We start from the raw sequence: 25,670 nt of genomic DNA, 5'->3' as shown, positions 1-25,670 counted from the left end.
CTACCGCGTCTCCTGGTCGCTGTCCGGGACCCGTGCCGCCCACACCGGCCGCTCCGTCCCCTGCCGGCCCGGCCCGTTCTGCCGGTGCCCGCCCGTCCCGTTCTGCCGGGCCGGCCGCTCGTTCTGGCCGCGCAGCGCGGTGTGCAGCCCGTCCCACAGCGTGCCGTCGGTCCGGTCACGCGGATCGGGGTCGATCAGCACCACGCCGATCACCGGAATGCGCTGGTCCGCGAGCTGCCGCGCCACGGTGTGCAGCCATGCGGCGCTGCCGTGCCCGGCACGCACGACGAGCACGGTCCGGGTGCCGAGGTACTGGAGGTCGGTCCACGCCGTGCCGGGTGCCACCGAGCCGACGCCGAGCCGGAGTTCCTGCTGCGACATGGCCGCGGCACGCTCGCCGCTGACCACGGTCGGGTCTCCTGGCTTCGGGCGGCGGCCTGCGAGCCGCAGGCCGGGCAGACCATCGACGACGGTCACCGGCCCGTCCGCCGCCAGTGCCCTGGCGAGGGCCAGGGCGATCACGCTCGTGTTGCGCGCACAGCCCAGTTCCAGGAGCGACACCGGTTCCGCGGAGCCGCGCACGGTGCGGGCCAGGGACGTGGTGAGCCGTTCGCGTGCCGCGCGGATCCGTCGCCGCTGCCACAGCCTGCCCGACCTGTGGGGCAGCTCGGCGATGACCGAGGCGCCGAGGTTCGCCGCGATCTCCCGGCGCAGCACGGGGCGGTCCGCCACCACCGTGCCGACCGCGGCCACCGCGAGCCCGAGGACGAGCCCGAGGACGAGCCCGATCGCGGCGTTGGTGGCGGCGGTCTTGGGCAGGGAGTGCCGCACCGCGCTCGGTGCGTCCACGATCTGCGTGCCGGCGATGACCTTGGGCGTGCCGGTGCGTGCCTCCGCGGCGCGCTGGCCGAAATCGGTGATCCGCGAGGTGAGTTCGGCCCGGCGGGCGAAGAGCGACTCGATGCTCGCCGACGCTTTCGGGTCGCTGTCCGGCGATCGGTCTCCGATCGCCTTGTTGACCTGGGCGAGTTCGGCCTGCATGCGGTCACGCTGGTCGAGCAGGGCCTTGGCCTCGGCGTTCGCGGCTTCCTGTGTCCGTCTCACGTGGTCCGCGACGAAGGCATCGGCCAGCGCCTTGGCGCGGGCCATCGCTTCCGCGTCGCTGTCACCTGTCACAGTGATCTGCAGCAGGTTGTTGGTCAAGCCGGTACCCCCGTAGTCCTTCATGAAGTCCTCTGGTTTTTCTGAGGACTTGAGGGACTGCAGGGCCGCACCGGCGATCCGTGTGGTCTGCAGCAGCGCGACGTCGGTGCGGATCAGCGTTCCGGGGTCGTTCGGCTGGTCCTCCTGATGCGCGACCAGCACCTTGGTCACCGCAGTCGGCGGCGGCGGCAGCAGGACCGCCACTGCCGCGCCGACGAACAGCCCCAGCAGCGCCATGGAGCACCAGAAGCGGCGCCGCCTCCGCACCGCCACCACCAGCGCCTGCAGGTCCAGCAGCGGAGCGGCGGCCGACGACTCCGAAGTCGTACTCGTCGTCACCCTGAACCTCCCGTTGCGTTGTTGTTAAGCGCGAGCGCCGGCGTGGCGGCATCCGGAAGTTGGCTGGCAGACCGTGTCGGACGGGCCCGGACCGTGCCGGCGAGGACGATGCCGACGACCTCGTGCTCGGCGTCCGCACACGCCTCGGCGATGCCGGCGAGCTCCCCGGCGGTCCAGCTGCCCGCGCTGACCACGACCAGGGCACCGGACTCATTGTCGCGGTCCGGCACCAGCGGCTGGGACACCGACACCCCCACCACCCGCAGCAGCGGATCGCTCTCGGCCGAGGCGACGAGCTGCCCGGCGGCCCGGCGGGCGATCTCGTCGCCGTCCGGGACGACAACCAGCAGCCGCCGGGGGGCCGGCAGCTGGTCCCGGAGGCGGGCGCACACCCGCCGGTAGCGGATCTGCCTGCTGGCCTCGTCGCCGGACGCCTGCGGGGTCGGTACGTCCCACCGGATGTCGACGCCCAGCAGCCGGCGGATCCGGGCCCGCGGGCCACGGCCTTCCGGCCGGCGCGCTGGCCCTTCACCAGGTACGTCGACGGTACCCAGCAGTGGCGAGCCCAGCGCCGCGGCGATCTCCGGTTCGGTGCGCAGTCGGCGACTCATCCGTGCGGCGGTGAGATGGCCGATGACCGCGAGCAGGAAGAACAACAGCGCCCCGCCGACGATGAGCTGCATCCTCGTCGGCGGTGCCTCGCCGACCGGCCGGGCGGCCGACCCCATGACGACCATGCCTGCCTTGTTGGTCGCCAGGTCGGCCTCGTCCAGCTTCTTCATGCCCTCCTCCAGCGAGGTGCGCAGGTTCTCCAGCTCGGTGCGGGTCTGCCCGCTCTCCACGGTCTTCCCCGGATCGGCCGCATCGGCCAGCTCGGTGATGCGGCGGCTGGTCTGCACCACCATCTGCCGCAGTGCCTCGACCGGCGTCGCCGCTTTGGGGTCGGTGTTGTCGCCTGCGATCCGCGCCGCCGCTTTGGGGTCGGTGTTGTCGCCTGCGATCCGCGCGGCGAATGCGACGAACTGCTGGGCCACCTGGTCGGAGAGTTGCTGTGCGCGCTCCGGGGTGTCGGCCGTGCCCGAGATCTCGATGATGTTCCCGTCGGCGGCGTTGGCGCTCACCTGATCCCGCAGCTCGCGGCCGCTGACCCCGGTCCAGTGGAGTGTGGCAGCAGCGCGGTCGACCACCACCGAACTGGTCGCGATCTCCACCTGAGTCAGCAGCGCGCGCTCCTCCCACGCCCCCGGAAGCAGTACCGATGCCGACGTCGTGTACCGCGGCGGAAACAGCAAAGAGGTGCCGTAGCCGACGAGCGCGCCCACCAGGGCGAGGATGGTGAGAAGCCGCCAGCGCCGACGGATAATCCGCCCGATCGTGACCAGGCGAATCGTGTCATCGCTCACCGGTGCGGCCTCCGCCCTGCGCGGTCCGGGTCGCCTGCGACACCGGAGCATGGTCACGGCAGGCAGCGGCGTAGGCGGCGAGCAGCGACCGCTGGGAGTTCCGCCAGGAGAGCGGCCCGCTGATCCGCTCCTGGCCGATCTTGCCCATCAAGGCCCGCTTCTCCGGATCGTCCAGCAGCACCGTGATGAGCTTGGCGAACTCGGCCTCGTCGTTGGCGGGTGCGTAGACGGCGGCGTCACCGGCGGAGACTCGTGCCTCCTTCAGGTCGAATGAGACGACCGGCCGGCCCATCACCATGTACTCCAGGACCTTGTTCATGGTCGACACGTCGTTGAGCGGATTGTGCGGGTCGGGGGAGAGGCACACGTCCGCGGTGGACAAGTAGCGCACCAGATCGGCGTCCGGGATGCGCCCGGTGAACTGCACCTGCTCCAAGAGCCCGAGCTGCCGGGACAGTTCCACCATCGCCTCGAAGGTGTCGCCGGCGCCGACGAACACCGCATGCCAGTCGGTCCGCCCGAGCTCGTCGCGCAGCTTCGCAAGAGCCCGCAAGGCGTAGTCGACGCCGTCCTGCGGGCCCATGACGCCGAGGTAGCACAGCAGATGAGGCTTGCCGCGCTTCAACTCCGGCTCGGGCGGCACCGGTTGGAACCGTTCGATCGCGGGCGCGCTGCGCACCACGAAAACGTCCTCCGGCCGCCGGCCGCCACGGCGCACCGCGACGTCCCGGTAGCTCTCGTTCGTGGCGAGCACGACGTCCGCGGCCCGGTAGGTCAGCCGTTCCAGCGCGCACACCGCGCGGTAGAGCAGATCCTCGCCGCGGCCGAACCGGGAGAGGTACAGCTCGGGTACCAAATCGTGCTGGTCGAAGACGAACCGCGCTCCGCGCCGCTTCAGCCACATTGCCGGCACGAACAGCAGGTCGGGCGGATTGCAGGCGTGGACCACGTCGACCGAGCCGACCCTGCGGGCCAGCCGGACCGTATGCCACAACGCCGATCCGTACTCCCGCAGGTAGCCGGCCGGCCCTCCGGTGGCCGCGCGCAACGGATAGCGGTGGATCCGCACCCCGTCGATCTCCGCCTCCGCCTCCGTGTCCCGCTTACTCCCCTGGGGACAGATGACGTGCACCTTCCAGCCCGCGTCGCGCAGCGTCGTGCACTCCTGCCACACCCGCCGGTCGAACGGCACCGACAGGTTCTCCACAAGGATCAGCGCGCGCCGGCCGGAACCGGCGCCGCTGGTCGCTTTACCAAGCAAGGCCCATGTATCCCGGTTCGGCCCGGCGCGCCTCGGCGTCGGGAAGGCGGATGAGGTCGACGATCACCGGGCCGCCGCCATGGGGCAGCGCCGACAGCACGGCCGGATCCCTGGTCCCGACCAGGCACACCTCGGCGTGCTCGAGCACCTCCTCGACGGAGTCCGCGAGCAGCTGCGCAAGGTGCGGCAGCCGGGTCTCGATGTACTCGCGGTTCGCGCCCAGCAGCCGGGACAGGCTCACGTTGGCGTCGTGGATCCGCAAGTCGTAACCCTTGCCGAAGAGCCTCTCCGCCAGCTCGACGAGCGGGCTCTCGCGGAGGTCGTCGGTGCCGGGTTTGAAGGACAGCCCGAACAGGCCCACCCGGCGCTTGCCGGTGCGCTCGACCAGCTCCACCGCCCGCTGCAGATGGTCGGAGTTGGAGGGCAGCACGTGGGCGAGGATGGGCACCGAGACGTCCGCCCGCTGCGCCGCGTGGACCAGGCTGCGCAGGTCCTTGGGCAGGCAGGAGCCACCGAAGGCGAAGCCGGGACGCAGATAGGCCGGGCTGATGTTCAGCTTGCGGTCGGCCAGGAACACGTCCATCACCTGGTGCGAGTCCACCCCGAGCGCCTGGCACACCGCGCCCAGCTCGTTCGCGAAGCCGATCTTGAGGCCGTGGAACGCGTTGTCCGCATACTTGATCGCCTCGGCCGTCGGGACCGGCACCCGGAACACCTCGCCGGGCAAGCCGTCGTACAGCTCCATCACCACATCGCCGCTCGCCGGGTCGAGCTCGCCGATGACGGTCTTGGGCGGGTCGAAGAAGTCCCGCACGCTCGTGCCCTCGCGCAGGAACTCCGGGTTGACCGCGACTCCGATGTCCACCCCGGCCGTGCCGCCGACGTACTTCTCCAGAATCGGTACCAGCAGGTTCAGGCAGGTGCCCGGGAGCATGGTGCTGCGGAACACGACGGTGTGCCGCCCACCCCGCTCGGCCAGCACGGCGCCGATCTGCTCGGTGACCCGCTCCAAGTACGTGGTGCACAGGCTGCCGTTGGGCTCCGACGGCGTGCCCACGCAGACCAGCGACACCTCGCTGCCCATGATCGCCTCGCGGACGTCGCCGGTGGCGCGCAGCGCTCCGGTCCGCACGACCTCGGCGATGAGCTCGCCGATCCCCTCCTCGACCACCGGGGCCTTGCCGTCGTTGACCAGGTCGACCTTCACCTGGTTCACGTCCACCCCGATGACCTCGTGCCCCATGCCGGCCAGGCACGCGGCCGACACGCAGCCCACGTAACCGAGCCCGAAAACGCTGACCTTCATGACCCGTTCCTCCTTCCAAGCAGGCCCCTGCGGTCTACGGTCCGCACGCCGACCAGACGACGACCCCCGCGCATAGGATCTCCGGCTTCAATTAAAATTAGTACCTGACCAGTTAAAAACAATCAGGCCAGTTCCTGTGCCCTCGAAATTCAGGTTGCTTCCATCAGCGCGGAGCCTATACCCCTTGACAGTTCCCATTACTGCAATGTCGCCGGCAACAGTGGCTTTATTTGCAGAGGTCAATCCACCAGCCACAACAGTACCAGTAGCGGTTACCCCACCGGGAGTTGTCACATTGCCAGAGTTGTCTACGGTTACATTGGAATCCTGAATTAACGATCCGGAATTTCCACTAAATCTTACTATGACTTTGTCGGTTGATGAAACGGGTCCCGTGGCCTTCCCGCTTACTTCGCTCTCCAATTGATTAAGAGCGTTATTCAGCGTCACATCCCAGTCTGCCTGTCCCTTGGCAGGAACTCAGTTACGGCAGCTGTATATAGGTCTGCCAATGCCCGTTGCTGCTGTTCAGCGGCTTGTGAGGCGTCCCCCGGAGTGTGGACACGGAGGTTCATGCTGCGAGTGTGAGTTTACGTGCTCTCTGCCGTTGTTGTTCGAATTCGACTGGCGATAGGTAGTTGAGGGCGCTGTGGCGCCTGCTGGCGTTGTAGTAGGTGAGCCACTGGAAGATCTCCAGCCTCGCCTGACGCATCGTCGAGAACAGCTTCTTGTGCATCGTCTCCCTCTTGAGCCCCTGCCAGAACGACTCGGCGAGGGCGTTGACGTAGCTCGAGCCGACCCTGCCCATACTCCTGCGAATCCCGAAACCGTCGCAGACCTGCGCGAACGCGGCCGAGGTGTACTGCCCGGGCCCCTGTCCGCATGGAAGATCACCCCGTCCACGTGGCCGCCGCGGGTCGCCACCGCCATCGTCAGGGCGTCGATGACCAGTTCCGTGCGCATGTGAGTGGCCATCGACCAGCCGAGCACCCGGCGTGAACAGATGTCGATGACGCAGGCGAGATACAGCCACCTCCCGCCGACCTGCACGTACGTGATGTCGCCGCACCACTTCTCATCCAACTGTCTGGCGGAGAAGTTGCGTTGGACGAGGTTCGGGGCCAGTGGTGCAAGCCGGTCGGGGACCGTGGTGCGCTTGCGGCGCCGTAGGTGCCGGCCCTCGATACCGTGCCTGCGCATCAGGCGCTCGACGCGCTTGCGGTTGATGGTGTGCCCGAAGCCGCGCAGCTCGGCATGGATGCGCCGGACTCCGTAGGTGCCCTTGTGCTCGGTATGGATCTCGCGGATCTCCACGAGCAGGGCATCGTCGGCGGCCTGCCGCTCTCGACGCGCCTTCGCGCCGGCGAGCCACCGGTAGTAGCCCGAGCGCGAGACCTGCAGGACCCGGCATATCCGCTGAACGCCGAAGACTTCTGCATGGGCGGAGACGAAGTCCCAGCATGGGGTATCCCCTGCTCGCAGAGCTTGGGGAGGGGTCTTCACTTCATCTCCTTCGCGAAATAGGCGGCTGCCCGACGCAGGATCTCCCGCTCGAGTTCCCATTCCTTCTCTGCCTTGCGCAGCCGGCCGTTCTCCGCGCGCAGCCGGGCCAGTTCCCCGTCCCGGCTCTCCGCGCTCTGCTCTCCGCGGCCGTGATCCCGGCCCGCGTGTTCGTCGGCCTGACGCACCCAGCTCCGCAAGGTCTCGCCGGTCACCCCGACATCCGCCGCGACCGCCGCATACGTGCGCTTCCCGCCCGCCGCGCGGTACAGCGCGACGGCATCATTCCTGAACTCCACCGGATACGGAGACCTACGTCCCACCAGGACACCTTCCCTCGGATCTGCAAGATCCATTGTCAGAGTGTCCACACCACCGGGGTCGCCTCATCCGCCGCCGCACCCGCGCCGTTCGTCACCCCGGTCAACTTGACCTTCTCCGTCACCAGTCGCGGCAGACCACACCGCTCGGCCAGCCGCATCACCGGGACCAGCCCGGCATACGCGATCAGATTCGGGTCATCGAACGCAGCGGACACCGCCGCTGGCGTATGGGAAACTTGCATCTCGGAAGTGCCTTGCTGATTGTGCGTCCTGGAAGCGTGAAGAACTCCCATCATCGCAGGTCACAAGGCACTTCTTCATTTTCCCAAGCGTCATCCACAGGCATCAGTCGGTGGATCGAGGCTAAGCCGCGGCTTGGTCTTTCATCTCGCCGCGCAGCGGTAGCCCGCAGGCGCGGTAGATGCTGTCGAGCACGCTCATGTTCGCCACAGCGTCCCTGGCAGACGTAATGACCGGCCCGCCATCGAGGACCGCGGAGGCGAACGCCTCCAGTTGGCAGGCATAACTCGACGGATTCCGAGGCACGCGTTCCCGCCGTACAACGTGCCCTTCCGCACCGCACGACGTACGGATCGTCAACTGGTGGTAGAGCTGGGGCATCAGGAAGTTGGTCACGTTCATCTCGCCGTCCGTCCCGACCGCGCGGGCCCGGATCGACAACACACGGCGCGACCACATTGACGCGCGGATGCGCCCGGTCACCCCGCAGGGGAAGGCGAGCTCGGCACTCATGGCGCGGTCGATGCGCGTGTCCTTGCGCAGTGTCAGCATCCGCGCCGACGTCACCGCCGGGTTGCCGTTCCCGAGCAGCCGGGCGACATGCACGGCGTAGCAGCCTGCGTCCATCGTCACTCCGCCCGCAAGCGCGTAGTTGTACCGAATGTCGCTGAACCGTGGCAGGGGGAAGCAGACATCGGCTTCGACGCGGTGCAGCTCTCCCAGCTCGCCGCCGGTCACAACCTCGCGCATCCGTTCGGCAAGTGCGTGGTGGCGGTAGTGGAATGCCTCCATCACCACCAAGCCGCTGCGCGCGAAGGCGGCGTCGGCGGCGTCCGCGACGCGCTCGGCTTCGACGCGGTTGGCGGTGAACGGCTTCTCACACAGCACGTGCTTGCCGGCCTGAAGAGCTTTCAGTGTCCATTCGGCGTGCAGACCGTTGGGCAGAGGCACGTAAACAGCGTCCACCTGCGGGTCGGCGAGCAGGGCGTCGTAGTCGGCGTGGACGAAGGGGACGCCGTGCTTGCGGGCGAACGCCTCCGCGCGCGTCCGGTCGCGTGCCGCGACGGCGGTCACGGTGACGCGCGGCGTCTGCCGCGCCGGTTTGATCAGCGCGCTCGGCGCGATGGCGGCTGCCCCGAGCAGCCCGATCCGAAGGTCCTTGGGCACGGGGAGCAGTGTGCCAGCCGTGCCACATGGTGCAGAAGCCTGAGTGTTGGTGATCCACTGCATTCGGGACCACATCTCCTCCGCCGTCCCTCGGGACAGTTCGGATTTCCCCGACAGTCCGGGGCTCCCCGGCAGCACCATCGCGCCGACCATCCGTCGCAACAGGAGCGTGCGCCATGAGTGCGGCGACTTCGGGGCGGCCTGCCGTTCGGCACAGCGTCACCACCCGTTGCGTGGTTCGCCAGCCTGGTCCCTCGCGGCTGGGACGGCCCGCGGCGATGGGCCGATCAGCGCTCGGCTCCACGGAGCCGTGAAAGTGGCGGCACGTCCCGCACTTTGGAGTTGGACGGAACTACACCGAACCGAGCAAGCCGTCGAGGATGCCCCGCTCAGCAAGATAGAAGGCGAGACCAGCCACGGGAGCGAGCAGGGCGCACAGCCAGTAGCGCTGCGCTCCGGCGCGCGCCAGGTAGACGGTAAGGAGAGTGGTGAGCAGCGCTCCGACAGCCAGGAAGGCAGTCGCCTCTCCCCAGTAGTGGAGCGCCAGGCCCAACCAGAGCCCCTCCCCCAGCACCACCATCGCGATGGCCGCCCCGGCGACCGCCCGCGCAGCCCCCCGCCCACGCCGTACGGTCCACCCGGCCCATCCCAGCAGCGGCCCTCCAGCCAGCCCCGCCACCGACCACACGGCGGCGGTTCCGAGCCCTCCGGCGCCGAATGTGTCCCCGAGCGCGGACACCGCGTAGTAGCCGACGCAAGTTCCGACCATCATCACCGCCCCGCCCCAGACGGCGAGTGGCCGGGCCCGGATCAGCGCGCCGGCCACCGCGGTCCAGATGATCCAGGTGGACACCGAGTTGGTCGCCCGTTCCAACAGGGGTGTCGTACCGTGCAGGCCGTACGTTGTCCCGCCGAGCAGCAGCCCGAATGCCGCAGTTGCGATCAGGACGGTGACGGGGGCGTCGCGACGGGACGCGGTTATGGTGGTCACGCCACGGCACTATACACGCAACGTATACGTGTGGTGTATAGCCGCCTGGTACAGGTCTTTGGGGGGACCCGATCACGTGCCCCACCTTGACCCTCACACCGTGGAACGGGCGTGGCGCATGGCGTCCCGGTGGAGCGCGCCAGTATCCGGACTGATCAACCTCGCCCGCCCCCACACCTGACAGCCGGGCTCCCTCTCCAGGATCTTCATCGGCCCTCTAGGGCGCGTATCGAGTCGCGATCAATCTTGTGGATTTGCCCTCGTGCCGAGGTCTGATCCGGTAGATCGTCTTGCGTGACGCGAGTGCAACTGACAGACGAAGAGTGGGAGTTCATCGGGCCGTACCTGCCGATCGGCGAGTACGGCCCTTACCCCGAGCGCCTGCGGCAGCAGTTCGAGGGCGTGATCTGGCGGTTCAAGACCGGCGGGCAGTGGCGGGAGATGCCGCAGGAGTTCGGCGCCTGGTCGACCGTCTCCAACCGCTTCCGTCAGTGGCGTGACGCCGGCGTGTTCGAGGCCCTGCTGGAGGGGCTGATCGCGGAGGCCGCGAAGCGGGGCGAGGTGGACCTGTCCCTGGTCAGCGTCGACTCCACCACCGCACGCGCTCACCACGACGCCGCCGGGATGCACCTGAGCGAGGACGTGCTCACCGCACTGGAGAACGCCGCCGCCGAGGAGGAAAAGGCCAGGTCAAAGGGGGCAGTCCGGAAGGACAAGACGGGCAGGACGCCGGAAACGGCCGCGAGCGGGAAGAACGACGACGCATTCGGCGCCGACGAAAACTCCGGCTGAAGGCCGCTCTCCTCGGACGCTCCAGGGGCGGGCAGACCAGCAAGGTCCATCTCGCCGCCGACCGCAAGTGCCGCCCGCTGGCGTTCGTCCTGACTGCAGGCCAGGCCGCCGACAGCCCGCAATTCATCCCCGTGCTCAAGAAAATACGGGTCCGCGGCCCCGTCGGTCGCCCCCGCACCCGCCCCGACGCGGTAGCCGGGGACAAGGCCTACTCGTCCCGCGGCAACCGCGCCCACCTGCGGAAACGCCGCATCAAGGCAGTCATCCCGGAGAAGAAGGACCAGGCCGCCAACCGGAGGAAGAAGGGCTCCAGAGGCGGACGGCCCGTCAGCCACGACGCCGACCTCTACAAGGAACGGAACGCCGTCGAGATGAGCAAGCCGCAGTGCTGTCAAAGTCGCGGTTCGACGTCATCGCCTCGGGTTCCTTTCCTGTTCGGGATTATCGTCGTCTGTTGGTGGTCGAGCCAGGCTTGTCGAGGCTGGTGGCCGCGGGACTGCCGGTGGAGTCGGCAAAGTCGTTCGACTTCTGCGGGGTCGGCGTGGATCACCCAGGATCGGCGCGGGTTGCTGAGTTGGCGGGCGGTGACCCAGCCGCGTGTGATCCATCCGAAGAGGGTGACGCGGGGCATGCCGATGGCGCGGGCGAGGTCGGTGAGCCACCATTCGTGCTCGCCGAGTGCTGGTGCGGACCGCCGACTGGATTGTTCCTGGTGGCTGACACAGCCCAGGTCCTGCAGCAGTTTGCGCACGCCCTCGGTGCCGAAACGTTCGCGGCGTTTGGGCGGCCGGAAGCCTTCCGCGTTGAGCATCTTCGCGATCTGCGGCGCCGGGTGTCCGTCGTCGGCGAGTTCGCGGGCCCGGGCGGCCAGGCGAGGGAAGTAGCTGAGCTGATCAAGACGAGCGACCGGGCGGACGAGTTCGCCCGTGGTGCGATGCCCGCCGGCCCAGGTGATGCGGACGGTGACACGTTCACTGTCGCCGATCACCGCCAGGTCGACCTTCTCGATCAAATGCCGCACCAGCTGCTTGCGGTCGGTGTCCATGGTGGTCGGCGCCCGCCAGATCGCGGGCAGATCACTGGCAAGGGCCCGGATCTGCTCGCGTTCGGCGGCGGTGAGGGTGCGAGGCCGGGCCGCGGTGAAGCGGTCGTACTCCTCGCTCAGCTGCTGTCGTTCGGCCAGCGCGTGCTCCCAGTTCTTCTCCAGTTCCCGCACCACCAGGCGGTTCTCGGGCTCGGCCAGTTGGTACTGACGCCGGGCCCGGTCGACTGCGTAGTCGGCGCGTTCCAGGCGCTGACGCCAGATCCCGTCCATCTGGGCCCGGCGCTGCTGAGCCTGCTCGGCGGCCTGAAGCGAGACTTCCAGCGCGGCGGGGGCCATCGCCGCCAGCAGCAGGCTGGTCACATACCGGTCGACGCATGCTCCGGACAGCTGCTGGCACAACGCGCCGCCGTAGTCGGTTTTGGCACGGCTGCACTCGTAGACTCCTCGCAGCTCTCCGCCCGCGCCGCGCTGATAGCGCACGACCATGCGTTTGCCGCACCGATCACAGAAGATCAGTCCCGGCAGCAGGGCCGACCCGCCTCGCACCACGCCCATACTCTGAGCATGAGCCCGGTTCGCCTCGATGCGCTCGAGGTTGCGTTCATGCCGCTCGGTGCTGATATAGGCGGGCCAGACACCGGGCAGGTAGACCAGCCAGTCCTCCCGCGGCCGCCGCACCCGGCCGGTGAAGGGACGCCCTGCCTGGCGCCGGCGCGGATCGGTCCGGCTGCGGCCATAGACATAGACGCCGGCATAAGCCGGGTGGCGGAGCATGTTCTGCACCGCGATCCTGCTCGGGCGGCGCCAGGCCAGCTCGCCCCGCTCAGGGCCTTCCCGCACCCGGATCCCCATCTGGATGCCGTGGTCGACCAGGAACCGCAACACCGCGTTGATGGTGGCCAGTTCATCGAACAGATCAAAGACCAGGCGGACCACGGCCTGCACCTGCTCGTCCGGATCGAAGACGACCTCGCCGTCCGGGAGCCGCCCATAGCCCACCGGCAGCGGCACGGCCAGCTCACCGCGGCGGGCCTTGTTCAGGCGCCCGTTCCACATTCGCTGCTTGATCAGGTGTAGTTCGGCCTCGCTGATCGTTCCCTTCAGCCCCAGCAGCATCCGGTCGTTGTACTCGGCCGGATCGTAGATCCCGTCCGGGTCCGCCAGCAGGGCCCCGGCCAGCGCACACAGCTCCAGCAGTTGGTGCCATTCGCGCCCGCAGCGGGCCAGCCGGGACATCTCGCTGCCCAGCACCAGGCCCACATGATCGAGGCCGACCTCGGCCACCAGCCGCCGGAAGCCGGGACGGTCCTGAAGGCCGGACGCCGAATGCCCCAGGTCCTCATCGATCACCAGCACCCGGGACGGGGCCCAGCCCAGGTCGACGGCCCGCTGCGTGAGCCCGTACTGCAGCCGGGTGGACTCTGCATGACCGAGAACCTGCTGCGGGGTCGACTGGCGGACATAGATCACCGCGAGGCGGTCGCGATGCCACGGCCGGACCTTGCCCTCAACCCGTGCCCACGGGGCGGCAACCGTCATGTTCACCGCACTCACCCTCGTCCCGTCCGGCCACATCCGCAGCGATCACCATCCGCACGGCCAGCACCCCCAGCAGCCGCGCCACCAGCTGCCGATTCAGCTCCGGAACGGCTCCCCACCACGGGATCTGGGGAGCTCAGCGACGACACGCTCGTCCACCGCGACTCACCACCCTCTTCTGCACCAGCCTGCCGCTCACGCAACCGCCGAACGGCAGCAGCGGCAGCGAGCAGGCCCTCAATCCCTACGACCGGGGCATTCCCCGAGCCAGACACACCTACGTGTGCAGTGCGGCTTGCTGCTCGAACGCTGCATCAACAAACTCAAGGCCTGGCGAGGCATCGCCACCCGATACGACAAGACCCCAGACAGCTACCTCGCCGGCCTCCACCTGCGCGCCTCAATGATCTGGATCAGGGACCTCACCCGGACCGCCCATTGATCACAACCAAATACGCGCCCTAGACCGCTTGTCCCAGGCGCTTGGCGAAGAAGTCGGCAAGTACGTCCACAGCGGGGTCCACGTACTCCTTCTTGTCGTAGAGGTCGACATGACTGGCGCCGTCGATCCAGTGGATCTCCTTGGGCCCTACGGCGCGCTGGAACGCTTCGACACTCATCCAAGATGTGACGGCGCCGGTGCCGACGATCATGAGCAGCGGCCGTTGCCCGATCAGCGGGACCGAAGCGAACACATCGAATGTCGCCATCTTGTCGATGCTGCTCCAGGTGAAGAAGCTCGCCGAGCGGGGGTGCTGGGCACGCGGAGTGCGGTAGTACTCGAAGCCCTCAGCGCCGCGCTCTCCGCCCAGCACGCGGGCCTGTTCGGCGGTGTCGGGGAAGAGAGTGAGGGTCGGCGGCTTCTGGCCCAGGGCCTCGGTGGTGCGGGCCTGGGCCGCAGCATCCAGCATGCCCTGGAAGACGGCAGGGTCCTGTGTCCCATCGGCACCCAGGCGGAACTGGCGGGCGATGTCGGCGGCGCTGACCGTCCCGACGGCCTTGATGCGGTGATCGCTAGCGGTGGCGGGGAGCACATAGCCACCGGAGGCGCAGATGCCCAGCGCGCCGATGCGTTCCGTATCAACTTCACTGCGGGTGGTGAGGAAGGAGACGGCGGCCTTGAGGTCCTCCACGCGGTGGGCGGGATCCTCCAGACCGCGAGGCTCGCCGCCGCTCTCGCCCTGGTAGGCCGCGTCGAAGGCGAGCGCGACGAAGCCCCTTTCAGCCAGGCGCTGCGCGTACAGCCCGGCGGCCTGCTCCTTCACACTGCTGCCGGGGTGGCCGACGACGATCGCCGGTCGTCGGCCCTGTTCCGGGGTGTCGGGGAGGTAGAGGTGACCGGCGAGCGGGATGCCGGCGCTGTCGAAGGTGACATTGGTCTTCGCCACGGGGTTCTCCGTCTGTGTTGTCCCGGCAGGGCCACACCGCAGCGGTGGGCTCTCCGGGCCCGGCACTGTGCCGGGTACGTCTCCACGGTCGCCGCAGTCCCAGGCGCGCAAAAGCGGCGAGTTCCTGCCTGGGAAAAAACCTGCCCCCCTCACCCCTGTGCTGCTCGGGTGACAATGAGGAGCATGAATTCGGCCCCCGATCCCCGCGAACTAGGAGCCTTCCTGAAGGCTCGCCGAGCGCAGCTGACGCCAGACGAGTTCGGGCTGCCCGCGACGGACTCTCCCCGCAAGGTCACGGGACTGCGCCGCGAGGAGGTCGCCCAGCTCGCAGCGATCAGCGTCGACTACTACACGCGGTTGGAGCAGGGCCGTGTCCGAGCCTCCGCATCGGTGCTCGCCACCCTTGCCCGTGCTCTGCGTCTGGATGACGACCAACAGAAGTACCTGTACGAGCTCGCCGGCAAGGCCGACGTCCAGCCGCGTCGGCGGCGGACCGCGCAGCGCGTGCGGCCCGCCATGCGACGCCTGCTCGACCAGCTCACGGCAACCCCTGCCATCGTTCTGGGCAAACGAATGGACATCCTGGCCTGGAACTTTGCCGCCACGGCTCTGTACATCGACTTCTCGCGCATTCCGGCCCAGCGACGCAACTATGTGAGCCTGCTGTTCACGGACCCGGTCATACGAAGCATGCATCGGCAGTGGAAACATGACGCACGCGATGCCGTCGCCGCTCTGCGCATGGAGGCCGCTGCGGACCCCGACGACCCTGAGCTTGTCCGACTCGTCGCCGAACTGTCCGTCCGCGACGCCGACTTCCGCACGTGGTGGGCCGAGCATCGCGTCAACACCGCCAGCTACGGCACCAAGCACTACCAGCATCGGCTGGTCGGTGATGTCACGCTTGACTGTGACACATGGAGCAGCCCGGACGGCTCGGGGCAACGGCTCATGGTCCTCACCGCCGAGCCTGGCAGCCCATCGCACGATGCTCTGCGCATCCTGACCTCCTGGACGGCCGAGCAGTCGAGCGGTGGCCTGGTGGAAGGCCGGAACCAGTGACCACCTGGACGCCTGAGGAGCTGTCAGTGCTCTCCGCTTCAGGCTCATCAATTTGCTTAGAGCTCCTCAGTGATCGTACGGTGATTGTGTGGAACTTCTTCGACTCTCAAAAGCTGCTGAGCGTTTGGGTGTTCATCCCGTGACGCTTCGTCTTTGGGCTGACTCGGGGAAGATTCCAGTGGCTTGGGTCGGGCGTGAGCGCCGGTTCTCCTCGATCGATGTGGAGGCGATGAAGGTCTCCACCGGTGGCGAGCGTGTCCGGCTGGAGGGCCTGTACGTGCGTGTCTTCGGCTCCCACGGGCAGGAATCCTCGCTTCAGGCGCAGGAGATGGAGCTGCGGGCCACCTCACCGGCGAGATCGTCAAGGTCTTCCGTGACCGGGCCTGTGGCCTGCGGGAGGACCGGCCCGGTCTGAGCCGGCTCCTGCGGGCCGTTGCTGACGGCTCGGTGACCGTCGTACGGGTCACGCACGAGGACCGGCTCGCTCGGTTTGGTGTCGGCTGGCTCAAGCACCTGCTGTCCGTGTACGGCGCGCGTCTTGAGGTGCTGCACCCGAAGAAGCTCGGCGGCCGGGACGAACTGCTTGAGGACTTCGCGTCGCTGGTCACCACGTTCGCCGGCCGCCTGTACGGGATGCGGTCGGCTGAGAACCGGCGTCGCCTGCTGGCCGAGTCCGGACAATGCCAGGCCGGTAGTCGCCGGTGAGCCGGAAGCCGCTGCTCGCTGACGGTGAGACCTCCCGTACCGCGTGCGCCCGCACCCTGCTCCGCAGGGCAGTGGACGAGAAGACCGGAGAACGCCTGTCGCTGTCCGCTCTAAGGTTACGCGTCGGCTGGTGCGCTGACCTCGTGTCCAACCTGGCCGCCACCCTGCTGGCCGAACACTGCAATACCGGCGATGTTGATGTGCTGGCCTCCGGCGTCGACGCGGGCGGTCGGAAACTGCCGTCGAACGCGTGGATGGCGCTGCGGCGTCTGGGCTGGAGCGCCGCCCCGCCCGAGGGCGTGAAGGTCAACGACCGGATCGTGCGCATGGCCCAGGAGCAGGCCGGGCGGGCGCTGCGCTCAGTGAAGTGGCGCGCCGATGTGGTCTTGGGGGTGCTGGCGACGTGGCCGGCCGATCCGAGCAAACGCACCCCGAGAGAGTGGGATCAGGTTCGGGCGGCGATCTGTGACGGGGAACATCTGCCGTCCAGCATCATCAAGGCCCGCACCCGGCAGGCCGCCACGTATCTCAAGGCCAACGGCCGTCTGCCCGTGGACGTGTTCGAACTCGAAGGCACCCCGAAGGTGGCCCGCATGCTGCTGCTCGCCGCGTGCGATGGGCAGCAGGCCACGATCGAACGCTCCGAAACCGGCACCGGGCAGGCGCTGCTACGGCTTCAGCTGCCCACCCGCCCCGACCCGGCCACCTACCGGGATTGGACGTGGGTGGCCTGCCCCGTCGCGTTGCCGCCGACGGTCCCGGCATCGGCGGTGCTCCACCTTCCCACCCTCCGCTGCGCGGGTGACAGCGTGCGCGCTGACCTGGCGTACACCCACGCCGTTCCCAAGGCCCACCGCACCGGTCATGCGGTGGCGCTCGGCGTGGACTGGGGCCTGAACACGCTCCTCAGCGCGGGCGCCGTGCAATTGAACGGCGAGGGGCGGATCACCGCGCTCGGTGTCGGCGCCCAGTTCCGGGCCGCCGGTGTGCTCGCCAAGCAGCACCGCCTGCGCCGCCTCTCGGAGCGACTGCACACCAAGGCCGACCAGTACATGCGGCTGATCGCAGGCCACGACCACCAGCTTGCCCCCAAGCTGGACGTGCTCCGCAGTGAGATCCAGCATGTCTCGCAGCGCCGGTCGAGCCTCAACGACGCGCTTGCGTGGGCTGCTGCCAGGTGGGCCGTCGACCAGGCCATCGCGGCCGGGGCCACGGTGATCTATGTCGAGGATCTGCGGTCGATGGAAGCGGGGGGCATGGGCCGCACCCTGAACACCCGCCTGTCCCAGCAGGTCCGCGGACAGATCGCCGACCGCATGCGGCACCTCGCCACCGAACAGGGCATCGCCGTCGTCACGGTTCCGGCCCGCAACACCTCCAAACTGTGCCCGCACTGCCTGACCCCGCTGCGGCACCGCAACGCCCCCGACCGGCCCACCATCGCGGGATGGAAATGGGCCATCTGCCCCCACCAGGACTGCCGTTGGCAGGGCGACCGCGACCACGGTGCCTGGCGACGAATCGCAGCCCGCGGCCTGACCCACCAGGCCACGACCGTTACCGACCACACCAGCGGCCACATGGTGATCCGGACGGTCCTCGACAACCTGGAAGCGAACGCCGTCCTCACACCGACTCCCCAGACCAACCGGAAGGACCGGACCAAGACCGGCCCCACCCGGCCACGTTCCACACGCCCCGCGCCCAGGCGACGCAGGGCACCCTCCCCAGCACGGCCTCACGGTCGTGCCGGCCAGCGTCCGGAGGGACACGCTCACACGGACCGGACCCGGCTGCCCCGCGCAGCCCACCGACACCAGGGCATGAACACGGTCAGCACATCCACCACCGGCCACCGGCCACCGGCCACGAGGGGCAGCACTCGGCGCGGGATTCCACCTCCACGCCCACGCCTCCCCACCACGGTGGGAAACGATCCCGGAAACTCAATCCAACCCAGGATCGCATAGCTAATCAGAGACGCTCTCTCATCCTCAGCGCCGCAGACGGCGGCCACCTAGCAGTGGAGATCGGCATGGTCCTGGTGGGAGGCGAGCTCTACGTCCGTGCCTACCGAGGAGCCCAGTCGGGCTGGTACCAAGCATCACGAGAACACGGTCGTGGGCGGATCAGAGTGGGTGATATCGCTCGCGACGTCCTCCTGCAGGCACTCGACGAGAACGGGCCGCACGACGCGATCGACTCCGCCTACCAAGCCAAGTACCCGAGCGTCGGCGGTCTCGTCACAAGCTCAGTGGCACGTTCCGCGACCATACGCATCATTCCAGCGCAGCCATCTCGTCGTCATTAATGTCCCGGACCCGCACACGTTCAGCCACGTGAGCATTGCCCTCGTCCGGCCGAGGCCGGACGGTGAACTGTCGAGCCCGGCTCCTACGATGCCGGTCATGGCACGCTTTGAGGATCGTCAGCCCTCCTTCTGGGACACCAGCAGCGACTGCGGAGTGCAGCCGCCTCTGACCGACCAGGCGGTCAGGGAGGCCGAGCGGCTGTTGAACGTCACGCTTCCCGACTCACTGTTGGACCTGCTCCGCAAACAGAACGGTGGCCAGGTCAGCGACAGCCGGGATGCCTTCCCCACAAGCCGACCGACCTCATGGAGTGCCGACCACGTCCCGTTCGACAGCGTGATGGGCATCGGTCACCGCGAGGGAACGGTGTCCATGCTCGACAGCCCGTACCTGGTCGAAGAATGGGACCTGCCCACGGCCGTGGTGCTGGTCTCGGGTGACGGGCACTACTGGATCGGGCTCGACTACCGGACCTGCGGCCGACACGGAGAACCGTCCGTTGCTTGGTTCGATGCGGACGACAACTCGGAACTGGCCCTCGCGCCGGACTTCCGCTCCTTTGTCAACAGACTCACCTCCGCCCGGAAGTTCGAGAGCGAGTTGGAGTGAAGGCTCACCCGAGTGACCTCACCCACGAAGCGGTGACCAGCGGGGGTCAACTCCCTGCCACTAGTGCGGCAACCGGGTGCCGGTGATTGCGCAGTTGGTGCAGGCCGACGACGACACCGTCCGGGATGTGATCCACCGGTTCAACGAGATCGGCCTGGCATGCCTGGACCCTCGGTGGGCGGGAGGCCGCATGCGTCACGCCACTGCCGAAAGCGGTTGTGCACGGTCGACCAGGCACCGAACTCCTGCGGCATCTCCCGCCATTGTCCGCCGGTCTTGAACCGCCAAATCACGCCCTCGAAATGCTGCCGCAGCCGCTCGGGGTACGGACCGTACTCACCGATAGGCAGCTACGGCCCGATGAACTCCCACTCAGCGCCGGTCAGTTGCACTCGCATCACCCAAGAAGATCTACCCTCCCCGGCCGCGCCGCGAGGGCGAAATCCGGGACTGCCACCATCCGCCATCGAGTCGAGCTGGGTTCAGCCGAGACCACGATGCGCGGCCCACAATCCCCCGGCATGGCTGGCAGCTTCGGCGACCAGGGCCGCCAGTTCGGGTCTGTCGGGGACTGAGAACGAGACGTATGCGCCCCGACCACCACCGACTGGGCGGCCATAGGCCTTTACGGCGAGGTGACCGTCTGGGAGAAGCCGGACGTTGAGTGTGGTCAGCGTGAACGCTTCACCGCGTCGAGTGTCCGTCCAGCGGAGCGCTTGCGGGATCGTGACATTGATCGCCAGAGCACTCACTTCCAGGTCGCTGCTCATGGACGGATGATCTCACGCGAGTCGCCGCAGGCGACCGCCACCGGCTTATGTAGCAGGCAGCTTGATCACGACTCGATCATGCAGTCCTAATCGCTCTGTCCGAGGGCTTCATCGCGACCATGCTGGTCTTGGCACAGCGGGCCGGCATCGAGTTCACGTGGCCAACTGATGACGCCCCTGACCCCGGCACCACCGTGGACATCCAGGTCCCAAGCGCGGCTCCTGACAGCACCACCGGTGCTCGCGCGCGATTGGATCGGCTTCGGGACACCTCACGAACGCTCGGTACCTGCATGGCCCGTTGAGCAGACGCCACTGTGATCAGCGAGCCAAGAGAAACAACGTCTAAGAGGTCGTTTTCATCTCTAGCGCCCTCTTATTGCCCGCTTTCTTCTGTGCGGTGATGTGGTGCTGAAGGTGCTGTTGGACTGGGTTGGTCCGGTGGGGTTGGTGGGGTGACGGTTGGGGCGGGAGGAGGCGTGCGCCTGTCTCATCCCAGGAAGCCCGCTTCTGGGCTGTGCTTCCACAGGTAATTCCGTGCGCCTGGGCGCACTCGGCTGCACGCGGTACGTCCACACCATGAGTGAGCGACGTCCGTATCCGAGTGATCTTTCCGATGCTCGCTGGGAGTTGATCGAGCCGGTCCTGTCCGCCTGGCGGTCCGAGCGACGCCGACACGCCCTGGACATCGGCCGCCCGCCCGAGCACGAGCTGCGCGAGATCATGGACGCGATCTTGTACGTAGACCGTACCGGGGTGCAGTGGCGCTACCTGCCCCACGACTTCCCGCCCTGGGAAACCGTCTACGGCTACTTCGCCAAATGGCAGAAGGACGGCGTGTTCGCTCAGCTCAACGGCCTGTTGCGGGAGTTGGTACGACAGAAGGAGGGCCGCAACGCGAACCCGTCGGCCTGCGTGATCGACGCGCAGAGCGTCAAGACCTCCACCAGTGTCCCCGCTTCGAGCCAGGGCACCGACGCCGGCAAGAAAATCGTCGACCGCAAACGGAGCATCATCACCGACACCCTCGGCCTTCTGCTGGCGGTCCTTGTCACCGCGGCCAGTGTCCAGGACTCCGTCGCAGGTCAGGCTCTCCTCGAGCGGGCTGCCTCCGCCCATCCCACCATCCGCAAAGTCTGGGTGGACGGCGGCTACCGCAAGCACTTCGTGGAGCATGCCGCCACCCTCGGCATCGACCTCGAAATCGTCCAGCGCAATCCCGGGACCAGGGGATTCACCCCGATCCCGAAACGCTGGACCGTGGAGCGAACCTACGGCTGGCTCATGCTCCACCGCCGCTTGACCCGCGACTACGAGACTCTTCCGGCTCGCTCCGAAGCCATGATCCACCTTGCGATGACCGAGCTCATGGCCCGCCGACTCACCGGCGAGGCCACCATCTCCTGGCACAACCCGACATCACCGGAACAAATCCGCCTCACGGGATAAAACAACGGGAGAAAACGACCTCTAAGTTGGCTCGCATGAGCGCACGGGGGCGGCGTTACCGATACGTGGGACCGATCGACCTGACAACTGCGGTCCAGCCTGGCTGTGGTGGCTGCCCGATCGGATCGGCGGCTGAATTCGACAGCTGGGTCGCGGAGCGATCGGCTTCGGAGTTGGCCGAGCCGTTCACCTTCGTGGTGGACACGGCCGGCGTGCTTCGGTTGGCACCACGGCGAAGCGAGCATGTGGCCTGCGCCGGCGGAGAGTCAGTTCTGAGCGCCGGCGAGATCGGCTTCATCCGAGAGGCAGGCCGCTGGCTAGTGGGCCACGTCAGCAACCACTCGACCGGGTACTGTCCGGACGTCAGCTCCTGGTCGGCGGTGGCCCAGGCTCTGGATGGCGTAGGGCTCCGGCGTCCGTCCCGCTTCACCCACGAGGTGGTGTTCCGGAGCTGTCCTGACTGCCAGGAGTGCAACATCGTGCGCGAGGACTACTTCGTGTGCGTCTTCTGCGGCAGTGATCTGCCTGACGTGTGGAACGTTGACTCTGATCAATGAGGGCGCGGGCCACGGCCACCTTGCTCGCTGCGGGCATGCTCCGCCGCGATGTCCGCGAACGGGAGAACCCCGGCGTAGCGAACGTGGATGGATTCCTGACGAGGGCGGCATCCGCTGGGGCTGCCCGGGCGGTCCAGGGCACGGCCTGACCGCCGAACGCCGCCGAATCCCGGTCGTGGCGCTACCGGGAGGCGAGATCCGCTTCGATGTTGCCTGCCATGACCGACAGGATCCGTACGGTTTCGGTGTACTGCTCGACAGTCAGGCCCTTCAGCACCGCTGCGCGAGTTGTCTCAACACGTGCCGCGATGTCCGCGTGAGCGGCGCGACCCTCGTCGGTGAGCGCGAGGAGGTTCGCCTCGACCGGCAGACCGGGACGGGTCCAGCCACGCGCCGTGACATCCTCCAGGACCTTGTCCAGGTCGGGCTCGTCCTGCGTCCAGAAGGGGGCCAGGGCCTCCATGAGCTCGTCGCGCGTGGCGTGCCCGCGAGCGAGGGTGTTGAGGATCTGCCAGTGCCGGCGTCCGAGACCGACGTCGGCGAGGGTCGCGTCGAACTGCTTCTCCAGCAGGTTGTGCAGATGCTTGAGCCAGTAGCCGATGGGCTTGGGCGATTCCACGAGCCCTCTAAGAATGCATGTAAGGTTACATGTACTTGTCTCCAACTATGCATGGAGGGATTGTTGTGGGCAAGCCGAATACGGACGTGGCAGACATTGAGACGGCCGTGGTCGCCTTGCGCCGCAGCCGACAGCGCCGTGCACTGGCGCGGCTGGCGGAGGGTCGCGACGAGCACGTCGGCCCTCACGCCGGGCTGCCCGACGCGGTCTTCGAGTTGCTCGACGCGATCGAAGCGGGCGAGGGGCAGGGCTTGGCACTGACCGTTACCGAGGCGGCGGCCCTGCTTGGCGTCGATCAGCCCAGGTCGAGCCGACTCGCCTCTCAGGCACTCGAAGCCGGGCTGCTGCGACGTGAGGCCGACCAGCACGACGGCCGCAGGTCGTTGCTGGCCCTCACTTCCGAAGGACGAGACGTGCTCGCGGGGATGCGGAGATTTCGCCGCGGCATCATCGCCGAAGCCACGGCCGGGTGGACCGCCGAGGACCGAGCCGCCCTGGCCCGCCACTTGACCCGCTTCGTACAAGACTTCTCGGCGATCACGCCACGCTGACCCCGGCTGCCTACAGCAACCCAATGCCTTCCACGCCACCTGAAGGTGCGAGAACGCCAGTCGTGATCAAGATCGGCAACGGACTTTGAGACGAGTGCCGTGGCCGGAAACGGGAATACAGGCCGAGCAGGCAGGAGCCGTGCGGTCCCGACACTGCGCACATCTGCCGCTACATCTGGATCGGCGTACGGACCTGGTGGTGCGCGCAATCCCTCATTGGACGAGCGGACCCGTGCGCCCACCGTCTGAATCCGGCTTGAGAGGCCTCAGTACGCCCATCACGCCGCCTCGCAAGACGGAACTCACCAGCGAGGCGAGCCTTCGGAAAGTTGGAGTTCGCCCCTGCCGAAGGAGAAGTTCTCGTTCGGGACGGGAATCAGCGCGATGAAGATGTCGTCGGGCGAGACGCCGAGCGCCTCGACCACCAACCTGTTGATGGCCGCGGTCACTGCCCGCTTGTCCTCCAGAGGGCGGTGCGCCCCGAGAAGTACCGTGATGATCATGGCGTCGCTGCTGCGCTGCATGCCCATGAAAGTCGGGTCCAGGGACAGTTCGCCGTCACCGTGTTCGCTGATCATGATGAAGCGGTCACCCTCGGGGATACCGAGTCCCTGTACCAGGGACTGGTTGAGCGCATCAGCAAGGGCGCGCTTCTGCTCCGGCGAGTAGCGGTTGGCGGGGATGTGAGCGTTGAAAACGGGCATGGGGTCCTCCCTCGAGGAGTGTGGTGTCGGGTTTGAACTGCTGGTGATTACAAGGACGTTGTGCCGCCGACCGGGCGCGCCTGCCGAGGAGTGGCTCGTGCGATCGCCGGCAGGTGGCCGCGCACGACGGCGTTGTGGCCTCGTTATGCCTTGGTGGCCCCGGACGGGGACCAGTCGGCGCCGTCCACCGCCGACCATCCGTCTGGGTGTTCGTCGATGCGGTGCATTCGCCTGCCCGCTCGTGCGCGGAGTACGTCCTCGGTGAGGGGGGTGATGAATGCATTGTCGGCCAGGGTGTACTCAGCGGCGAGCCGTCCGACCGTCGGGATGGCACCGGTGTCGATCCGGCCGTTTTCGGTGTACAGGTCGTCTCTGATGTGGAACCGCACGACCTTGCCCCAGACCACGTGATCCTGTACATCGCCGACCGGAATGATGCGGTCGAGCGTGCACTCGAAGGCAATCGGTGCTTCCTTCACCCGCGGCACTTGTACGACTTCGCAAGCCTCTTTGACCAGGCCGACCTCGTCGAACTCGTCGCAGCTGCTGTCGAACTCAGCGGCGCTGCGGTGCATATGGTGGGCCTGGGGAAGTGTGACCAGGTTGGTGACGAACTCCCCCGTGTCCCGAATGTTGACGAGGGTGTCCTTGAGGGTCTCCCCGTCCGACCGCGGCTGAATGGTCAGTGACACCATCGGTGGCTTTCGGCTCACTACGGTGAAGAACGAGATCGGCGCCAGGTTGGCGATGCCGGACGACGACAGAGTGCTCACCCAGCCGATCGCGCGCGGCGTGACCGACCCGATGAGGAGCTTGTACGCGGACCGCGCATCCAGCTCGTCGGAGTTGATGATCACGTGGATGGCCCTTCGGAAGTGCGTGGCGGTGTTCCGCCGAAGACGATGTGGCGTTGGACTTGTGCCGGGGCGTAGGAGCGGTACCTGGTCTGACCCAGTGCGCGACCTGACCGTCTGCCCCACTTGGAGGCGATGCGGCTCATCAACTGCTCGGTTTCACGGCGGGTCTGAGGATGTGTTCCGCGATCAGTGCCAGGGTGCGGGCTGGGGTTTCCATGGGGGGCAGGTGGGCCGCGCCGTCGAGGACGAGACTGCGCACGTCGGTGTACTGGGGAACGATCTGCTCTTCCGCCACGGCGGCTGTCAGAACGGAGTCGTGCTGCCCGGTGAGTACAAGCACGGGTCGCTCGTACCCCTTGACCTGCTCGGACACGTCGTCCTGAGTCCAGGTCCGGAGGTAGGCGCGCATGGCCGCAGGATCGGCGGTCTTACGGGACAGTTCGTTCACGTGGCGCACGAAGCCTGTCCCCAGACGCCCACCGGTCACTGCGGAGATGACCGCCGCCCGTGCGTCAAGGTCGTCGATGGCCGCCCCGAAGAACCGCGAGCCGTCTGCATCGAGAGGGAAGGCGCGGCTGGGAACCGCGCACAGCAACACCAGACTGCTCAGGCGGTCCCGGACTTCCGGCTGTCCGGACACCCACTGCGCGGCCTGGCCGCCCATGGAGTGCCCGACGAGATGGAACTCGTCCCATCCCAGGGTGTCGGTGAGATCGATGAGATCTCGCCCCATCTCGGAGACGGAGAAGTCACCTGCCAACTCCTTCGACCTTCCGTACCCGCGGAAGTCCGGGAAGGCCCACGTGAACTGCTCGGTGTCGAGGAAGGGAATCATGCAGCCATAGCCTTCGTGGCCGGCCAGCCACGAATGCGCCCAGATGACCTTGGTCGCCCCGCTGCCCACTGTGCTGTATCCCAGAGTCATTCGCATGTCTTTCCGTTGGTCGAGAGCAAGTACTCGACGAATCCGACTGGCTG

The 25,670-nt window shown here is 67.6% G+C and carries 23 protein-coding genes and 7 pseudogenes; 13 read left to right on the top strand and 17 right to left on the bottom strand.

Going from position 1 to position 25,670, the window contains the following annotated elements; translation table 11 throughout:
• The 9 genes and pseudogenes from ACQEXA_RS50845 to ACQEXA_RS50805 form a co-directional block, all read right to left on the bottom strand.
• Complete coding sequence (locus ACQEXA_RS50845) at positions 1-1,542, bottom strand: Wzz/FepE/Etk N-terminal domain-containing protein (RefSeq protein ID WP_433133377.1); 1,542 nt, start codon at positions 1,540-1,542, stop codon at positions 1-3.
• Positions 1,539-2,945 carry a Wzz/FepE/Etk N-terminal domain-containing protein gene (locus tag ACQEXA_RS50840; protein WP_433133376.1) on the bottom strand — a complete coding sequence of 469 codons (1,407 nt, stop codon included), beginning with the start codon at positions 2,943-2,945 and terminating at the stop codon, positions 1,539-1,541. The genes ACQEXA_RS50845 and ACQEXA_RS50840 overlap by 4 nt, the downstream gene beginning before the upstream one ends.
• A pseudogene (locus tag ACQEXA_RS50835) lies at positions 2,942-4,206 on the bottom strand (glycosyltransferase family 4 protein). The gene ACQEXA_RS50840 and the pseudogene ACQEXA_RS50835 overlap by 4 nt, the downstream one beginning before the upstream one ends.
• Positions 4,196-5,512 carry a nucleotide sugar dehydrogenase gene (locus tag ACQEXA_RS50830; protein WP_433133374.1) on the bottom strand — a complete coding sequence of 439 codons (1,317 nt, stop codon included), beginning with the start codon at positions 5,510-5,512 and terminating at the stop codon, positions 4,196-4,198. The pseudogene ACQEXA_RS50835 and the gene ACQEXA_RS50830 overlap by 11 nt, the downstream one beginning before the upstream one ends.
• Before the next feature lie 87 nt (positions 5,513-5,599).
• Entirely contained in the window at positions 5,600-5,962 is a 363-nt protein-coding gene (locus ACQEXA_RS50825; protein WP_433133372.1) for a hypothetical protein, read from the bottom strand.
• 121 nt (positions 5,963-6,083) lie between these two features.
• A pseudogene (locus ACQEXA_RS50820) lies at positions 6,084-7,335 on the bottom strand (IS3 family transposase).
• Between the two features lie 35 nt (positions 7,336-7,370).
• Positions 7,371-7,550, bottom strand: a complete 180-nt coding sequence (locus ACQEXA_RS50815; protein ID WP_433133370.1) for a hypothetical protein — start codon at positions 7,548-7,550, stop codon at positions 7,371-7,373.
• 148 nt (positions 7,551-7,698) lie between these two features.
• On the bottom strand, positions 7,699-8,742 hold the full coding sequence (locus ACQEXA_RS50810) for a Gfo/Idh/MocA family protein (protein WP_433133368.1): 1,044 nt from the start codon (positions 8,740-8,742) through the stop codon (positions 7,699-7,701).
• Between the two features lie 352 nt (positions 8,743-9,094).
• Positions 9,095-9,733, bottom strand: a complete 639-nt coding sequence (locus ACQEXA_RS50805; protein WP_433133366.1) for a DUF6518 family protein — start codon at positions 9,731-9,733, stop codon at positions 9,095-9,097.
• Between the two features lie 294 nt (positions 9,734-10,027).
• Here ACQEXA_RS50805 and ACQEXA_RS50800 point away from each other — a divergent pair.
• Positions 10,028-10,896 (top strand): annotated as a pseudogene (locus ACQEXA_RS50800) (transposase); the annotation flags it as partial.
• A gap of 20 nt (positions 10,897-10,916) precedes the next feature.
• On the opposite strand, the gene ACQEXA_RS50795 reads toward ACQEXA_RS50800, so the two are convergent.
• Positions 10,917-13,109, bottom strand: a complete 2,193-nt coding sequence (locus ACQEXA_RS50795) for a recombinase family protein (protein WP_433134787.1) — start codon at positions 13,107-13,109, stop codon at positions 10,917-10,919.
• A gap of 301 nt (positions 13,110-13,410) precedes the next feature.
• Here ACQEXA_RS50795 and ACQEXA_RS50790 point away from each other — a divergent pair.
• A pseudogene (locus tag ACQEXA_RS50790) lies at positions 13,411-13,551 on the top strand (IS5/IS1182 family transposase); the annotation flags it as partial.
• Positions 13,552-13,570: 19 nt separating this feature from the next.
• Here ACQEXA_RS50790 and ACQEXA_RS50785 read toward each other — a convergent pair.
• Positions 13,571-14,497: an alpha/beta hydrolase gene (locus ACQEXA_RS50785; protein WP_433133364.1), complete on the bottom strand. Its 927-nt coding sequence runs from the start codon at positions 14,495-14,497 to the stop codon at positions 13,571-13,573.
• 183 nt (positions 14,498-14,680) lie between these two features.
• Here ACQEXA_RS50785 and ACQEXA_RS50780 point away from each other — a divergent pair, with 183 nt between their 5' ends.
• The 7 genes and pseudogenes from ACQEXA_RS50780 to ACQEXA_RS50750 all read left to right on the top strand — a co-directional run.
• A complete protein-coding gene (locus ACQEXA_RS50780; protein ID WP_433133362.1) occupies positions 14,681-15,559 on the top strand; it encodes a helix-turn-helix domain-containing protein in 879 nt (292 codons plus the stop codon).
• Positions 15,560-15,647: 88 nt separating this feature from the next.
• Positions 15,648-15,974, top strand: a complete 327-nt coding sequence (locus tag ACQEXA_RS50775; RefSeq protein ID WP_433133360.1) for a helix-turn-helix domain-containing protein — start codon at positions 15,648-15,650, stop codon at positions 15,972-15,974.
• On the top strand, positions 15,866-16,264 hold the full coding sequence (locus tag ACQEXA_RS50770) for a recombinase family protein (RefSeq protein WP_433134785.1): 399 nt from the start codon (positions 15,866-15,868) through the stop codon (positions 16,262-16,264). The genes ACQEXA_RS50775 and ACQEXA_RS50770 overlap by 109 nt, the downstream gene beginning before the upstream one ends.
• Positions 16,261-18,234, top strand: a complete 1,974-nt coding sequence (locus ACQEXA_RS50765) for a zinc ribbon domain-containing protein (RefSeq protein WP_433133358.1) — start codon at positions 16,261-16,263, stop codon at positions 18,232-18,234. Before ACQEXA_RS50770 ends, ACQEXA_RS50765 begins: the two co-directional genes overlap by 4 nt.
• Positions 18,235-18,287: 53 nt before the next feature.
• Positions 18,288-18,575 carry a DUF2255 family protein gene (locus tag ACQEXA_RS50760; protein ID WP_433133356.1) on the top strand — a complete coding sequence of 96 codons (288 nt, stop codon included), beginning with the start codon at positions 18,288-18,290 and terminating at the stop codon, positions 18,573-18,575.
• Positions 18,576-18,672: 97 nt separating this feature from the next.
• Positions 18,673-19,185, top strand: a complete 513-nt coding sequence (locus tag ACQEXA_RS50755; RefSeq protein ID WP_433133354.1) for an SMI1/KNR4 family protein — start codon at positions 18,673-18,675, stop codon at positions 19,183-19,185.
• A 67-nt stretch (positions 19,186-19,252) separates the two neighbouring features.
• A pseudogene (locus ACQEXA_RS50750) lies at positions 19,253-19,396 on the top strand (helix-turn-helix domain-containing protein); the annotation flags it as partial.
• Here ACQEXA_RS50750 and ACQEXA_RS50745 read toward each other — a convergent pair.
• Positions 19,377-19,535: pseudogene (locus ACQEXA_RS50745) on the bottom strand (transposase); the annotation flags it as partial. The pseudogenes ACQEXA_RS50750 and ACQEXA_RS50745 sit on opposite strands and share 20 nt — an antisense overlap.
• Positions 19,536-19,667: 132 nt before the next feature.
• The gene (locus ACQEXA_RS50740) at positions 19,668-19,955 is read right to left on the bottom strand and encodes a hypothetical protein (RefSeq protein WP_433133352.1); all 288 of its coding nucleotides are present in this window, start codon (positions 19,953-19,955) and stop codon (positions 19,668-19,670) included.
• A gap of 80 nt (positions 19,956-20,035) precedes the next feature.
• Here ACQEXA_RS50740 and ACQEXA_RS50735 point away from each other — a divergent pair.
• The 3 genes and pseudogenes from ACQEXA_RS50735 to ACQEXA_RS50725 all read left to right on the top strand — a co-directional run.
• Positions 20,036-20,260, top strand: a pseudogene (locus ACQEXA_RS50735) (DUF6086 family protein); the annotation flags it as partial.
• A 274-nt stretch (positions 20,261-20,534) separates the two neighbouring features.
• Positions 20,535-21,404, top strand: a complete 870-nt coding sequence (locus ACQEXA_RS50730) for an IS5 family transposase (protein WP_433133350.1) — start codon at positions 20,535-20,537, stop codon at positions 21,402-21,404.
• 35 nt (positions 21,405-21,439) lie between these two features.
• Positions 21,440-21,961, top strand: coding sequence for a hypothetical protein (locus ACQEXA_RS50725; protein WP_433133348.1), 522 nt, complete (start codon positions 21,440-21,442; stop codon positions 21,959-21,961).
• 181 nt (positions 21,962-22,142) lie between these two features.
• Here ACQEXA_RS50725 and ACQEXA_RS50720 read toward each other — a convergent pair whose 3' ends face one another.
• Entirely contained in the window at positions 22,143-22,580 is a 438-nt protein-coding gene (locus tag ACQEXA_RS50720) for a MarR family winged helix-turn-helix transcriptional regulator (RefSeq protein ID WP_433133346.1), read from the bottom strand.
• An 86-nt stretch (positions 22,581-22,666) separates the two neighbouring features.
• On the opposite strand from ACQEXA_RS50720, the gene ACQEXA_RS50715 reads away from it, so the two are divergent.
• Positions 22,667-23,131, top strand: a complete 465-nt coding sequence (locus tag ACQEXA_RS50715; protein ID WP_433133344.1) for a MarR family winged helix-turn-helix transcriptional regulator — start codon at positions 22,667-22,669, stop codon at positions 23,129-23,131.
• 302 nt (positions 23,132-23,433) lie between these two features.
• Here the strand turns inward: ACQEXA_RS50715 and ACQEXA_RS50710 are convergent, their stop codons facing one another.
• From ACQEXA_RS50710 to ACQEXA_RS50700, 3 genes are all read right to left on the bottom strand, one after another.
• Entirely contained in the window at positions 23,434-23,835 is a 402-nt protein-coding gene (locus ACQEXA_RS50710) for a tautomerase family protein (RefSeq protein WP_432923187.1), read from the bottom strand.
• A gap of 143 nt (positions 23,836-23,978) precedes the next feature.
• Positions 23,979-24,692: a flavin reductase family protein gene (locus tag ACQEXA_RS50705; protein ID WP_433133342.1), complete on the bottom strand. Its 714-nt coding sequence runs from the start codon at positions 24,690-24,692 to the stop codon at positions 23,979-23,981.
• Between the two features lie 142 nt (positions 24,693-24,834).
• Entirely contained in the window at positions 24,835-25,623 is a 789-nt protein-coding gene (locus tag ACQEXA_RS50700) for an alpha/beta fold hydrolase (RefSeq protein ID WP_433133340.1), read from the bottom strand.
• Positions 25,624-25,670 lie beyond the last annotated feature (47 nt).

The sequence above is a fragment of the Streptomyces sp. CA-106110 genome (genome assembly GCF_050936285.1).
GTDB lineage: Bacteria > Actinomycetota > Actinomycetes > Streptomycetales > Streptomycetaceae > Streptomyces.
This window is presented reverse-complemented; position numbering and strand designations above follow the sequence as displayed.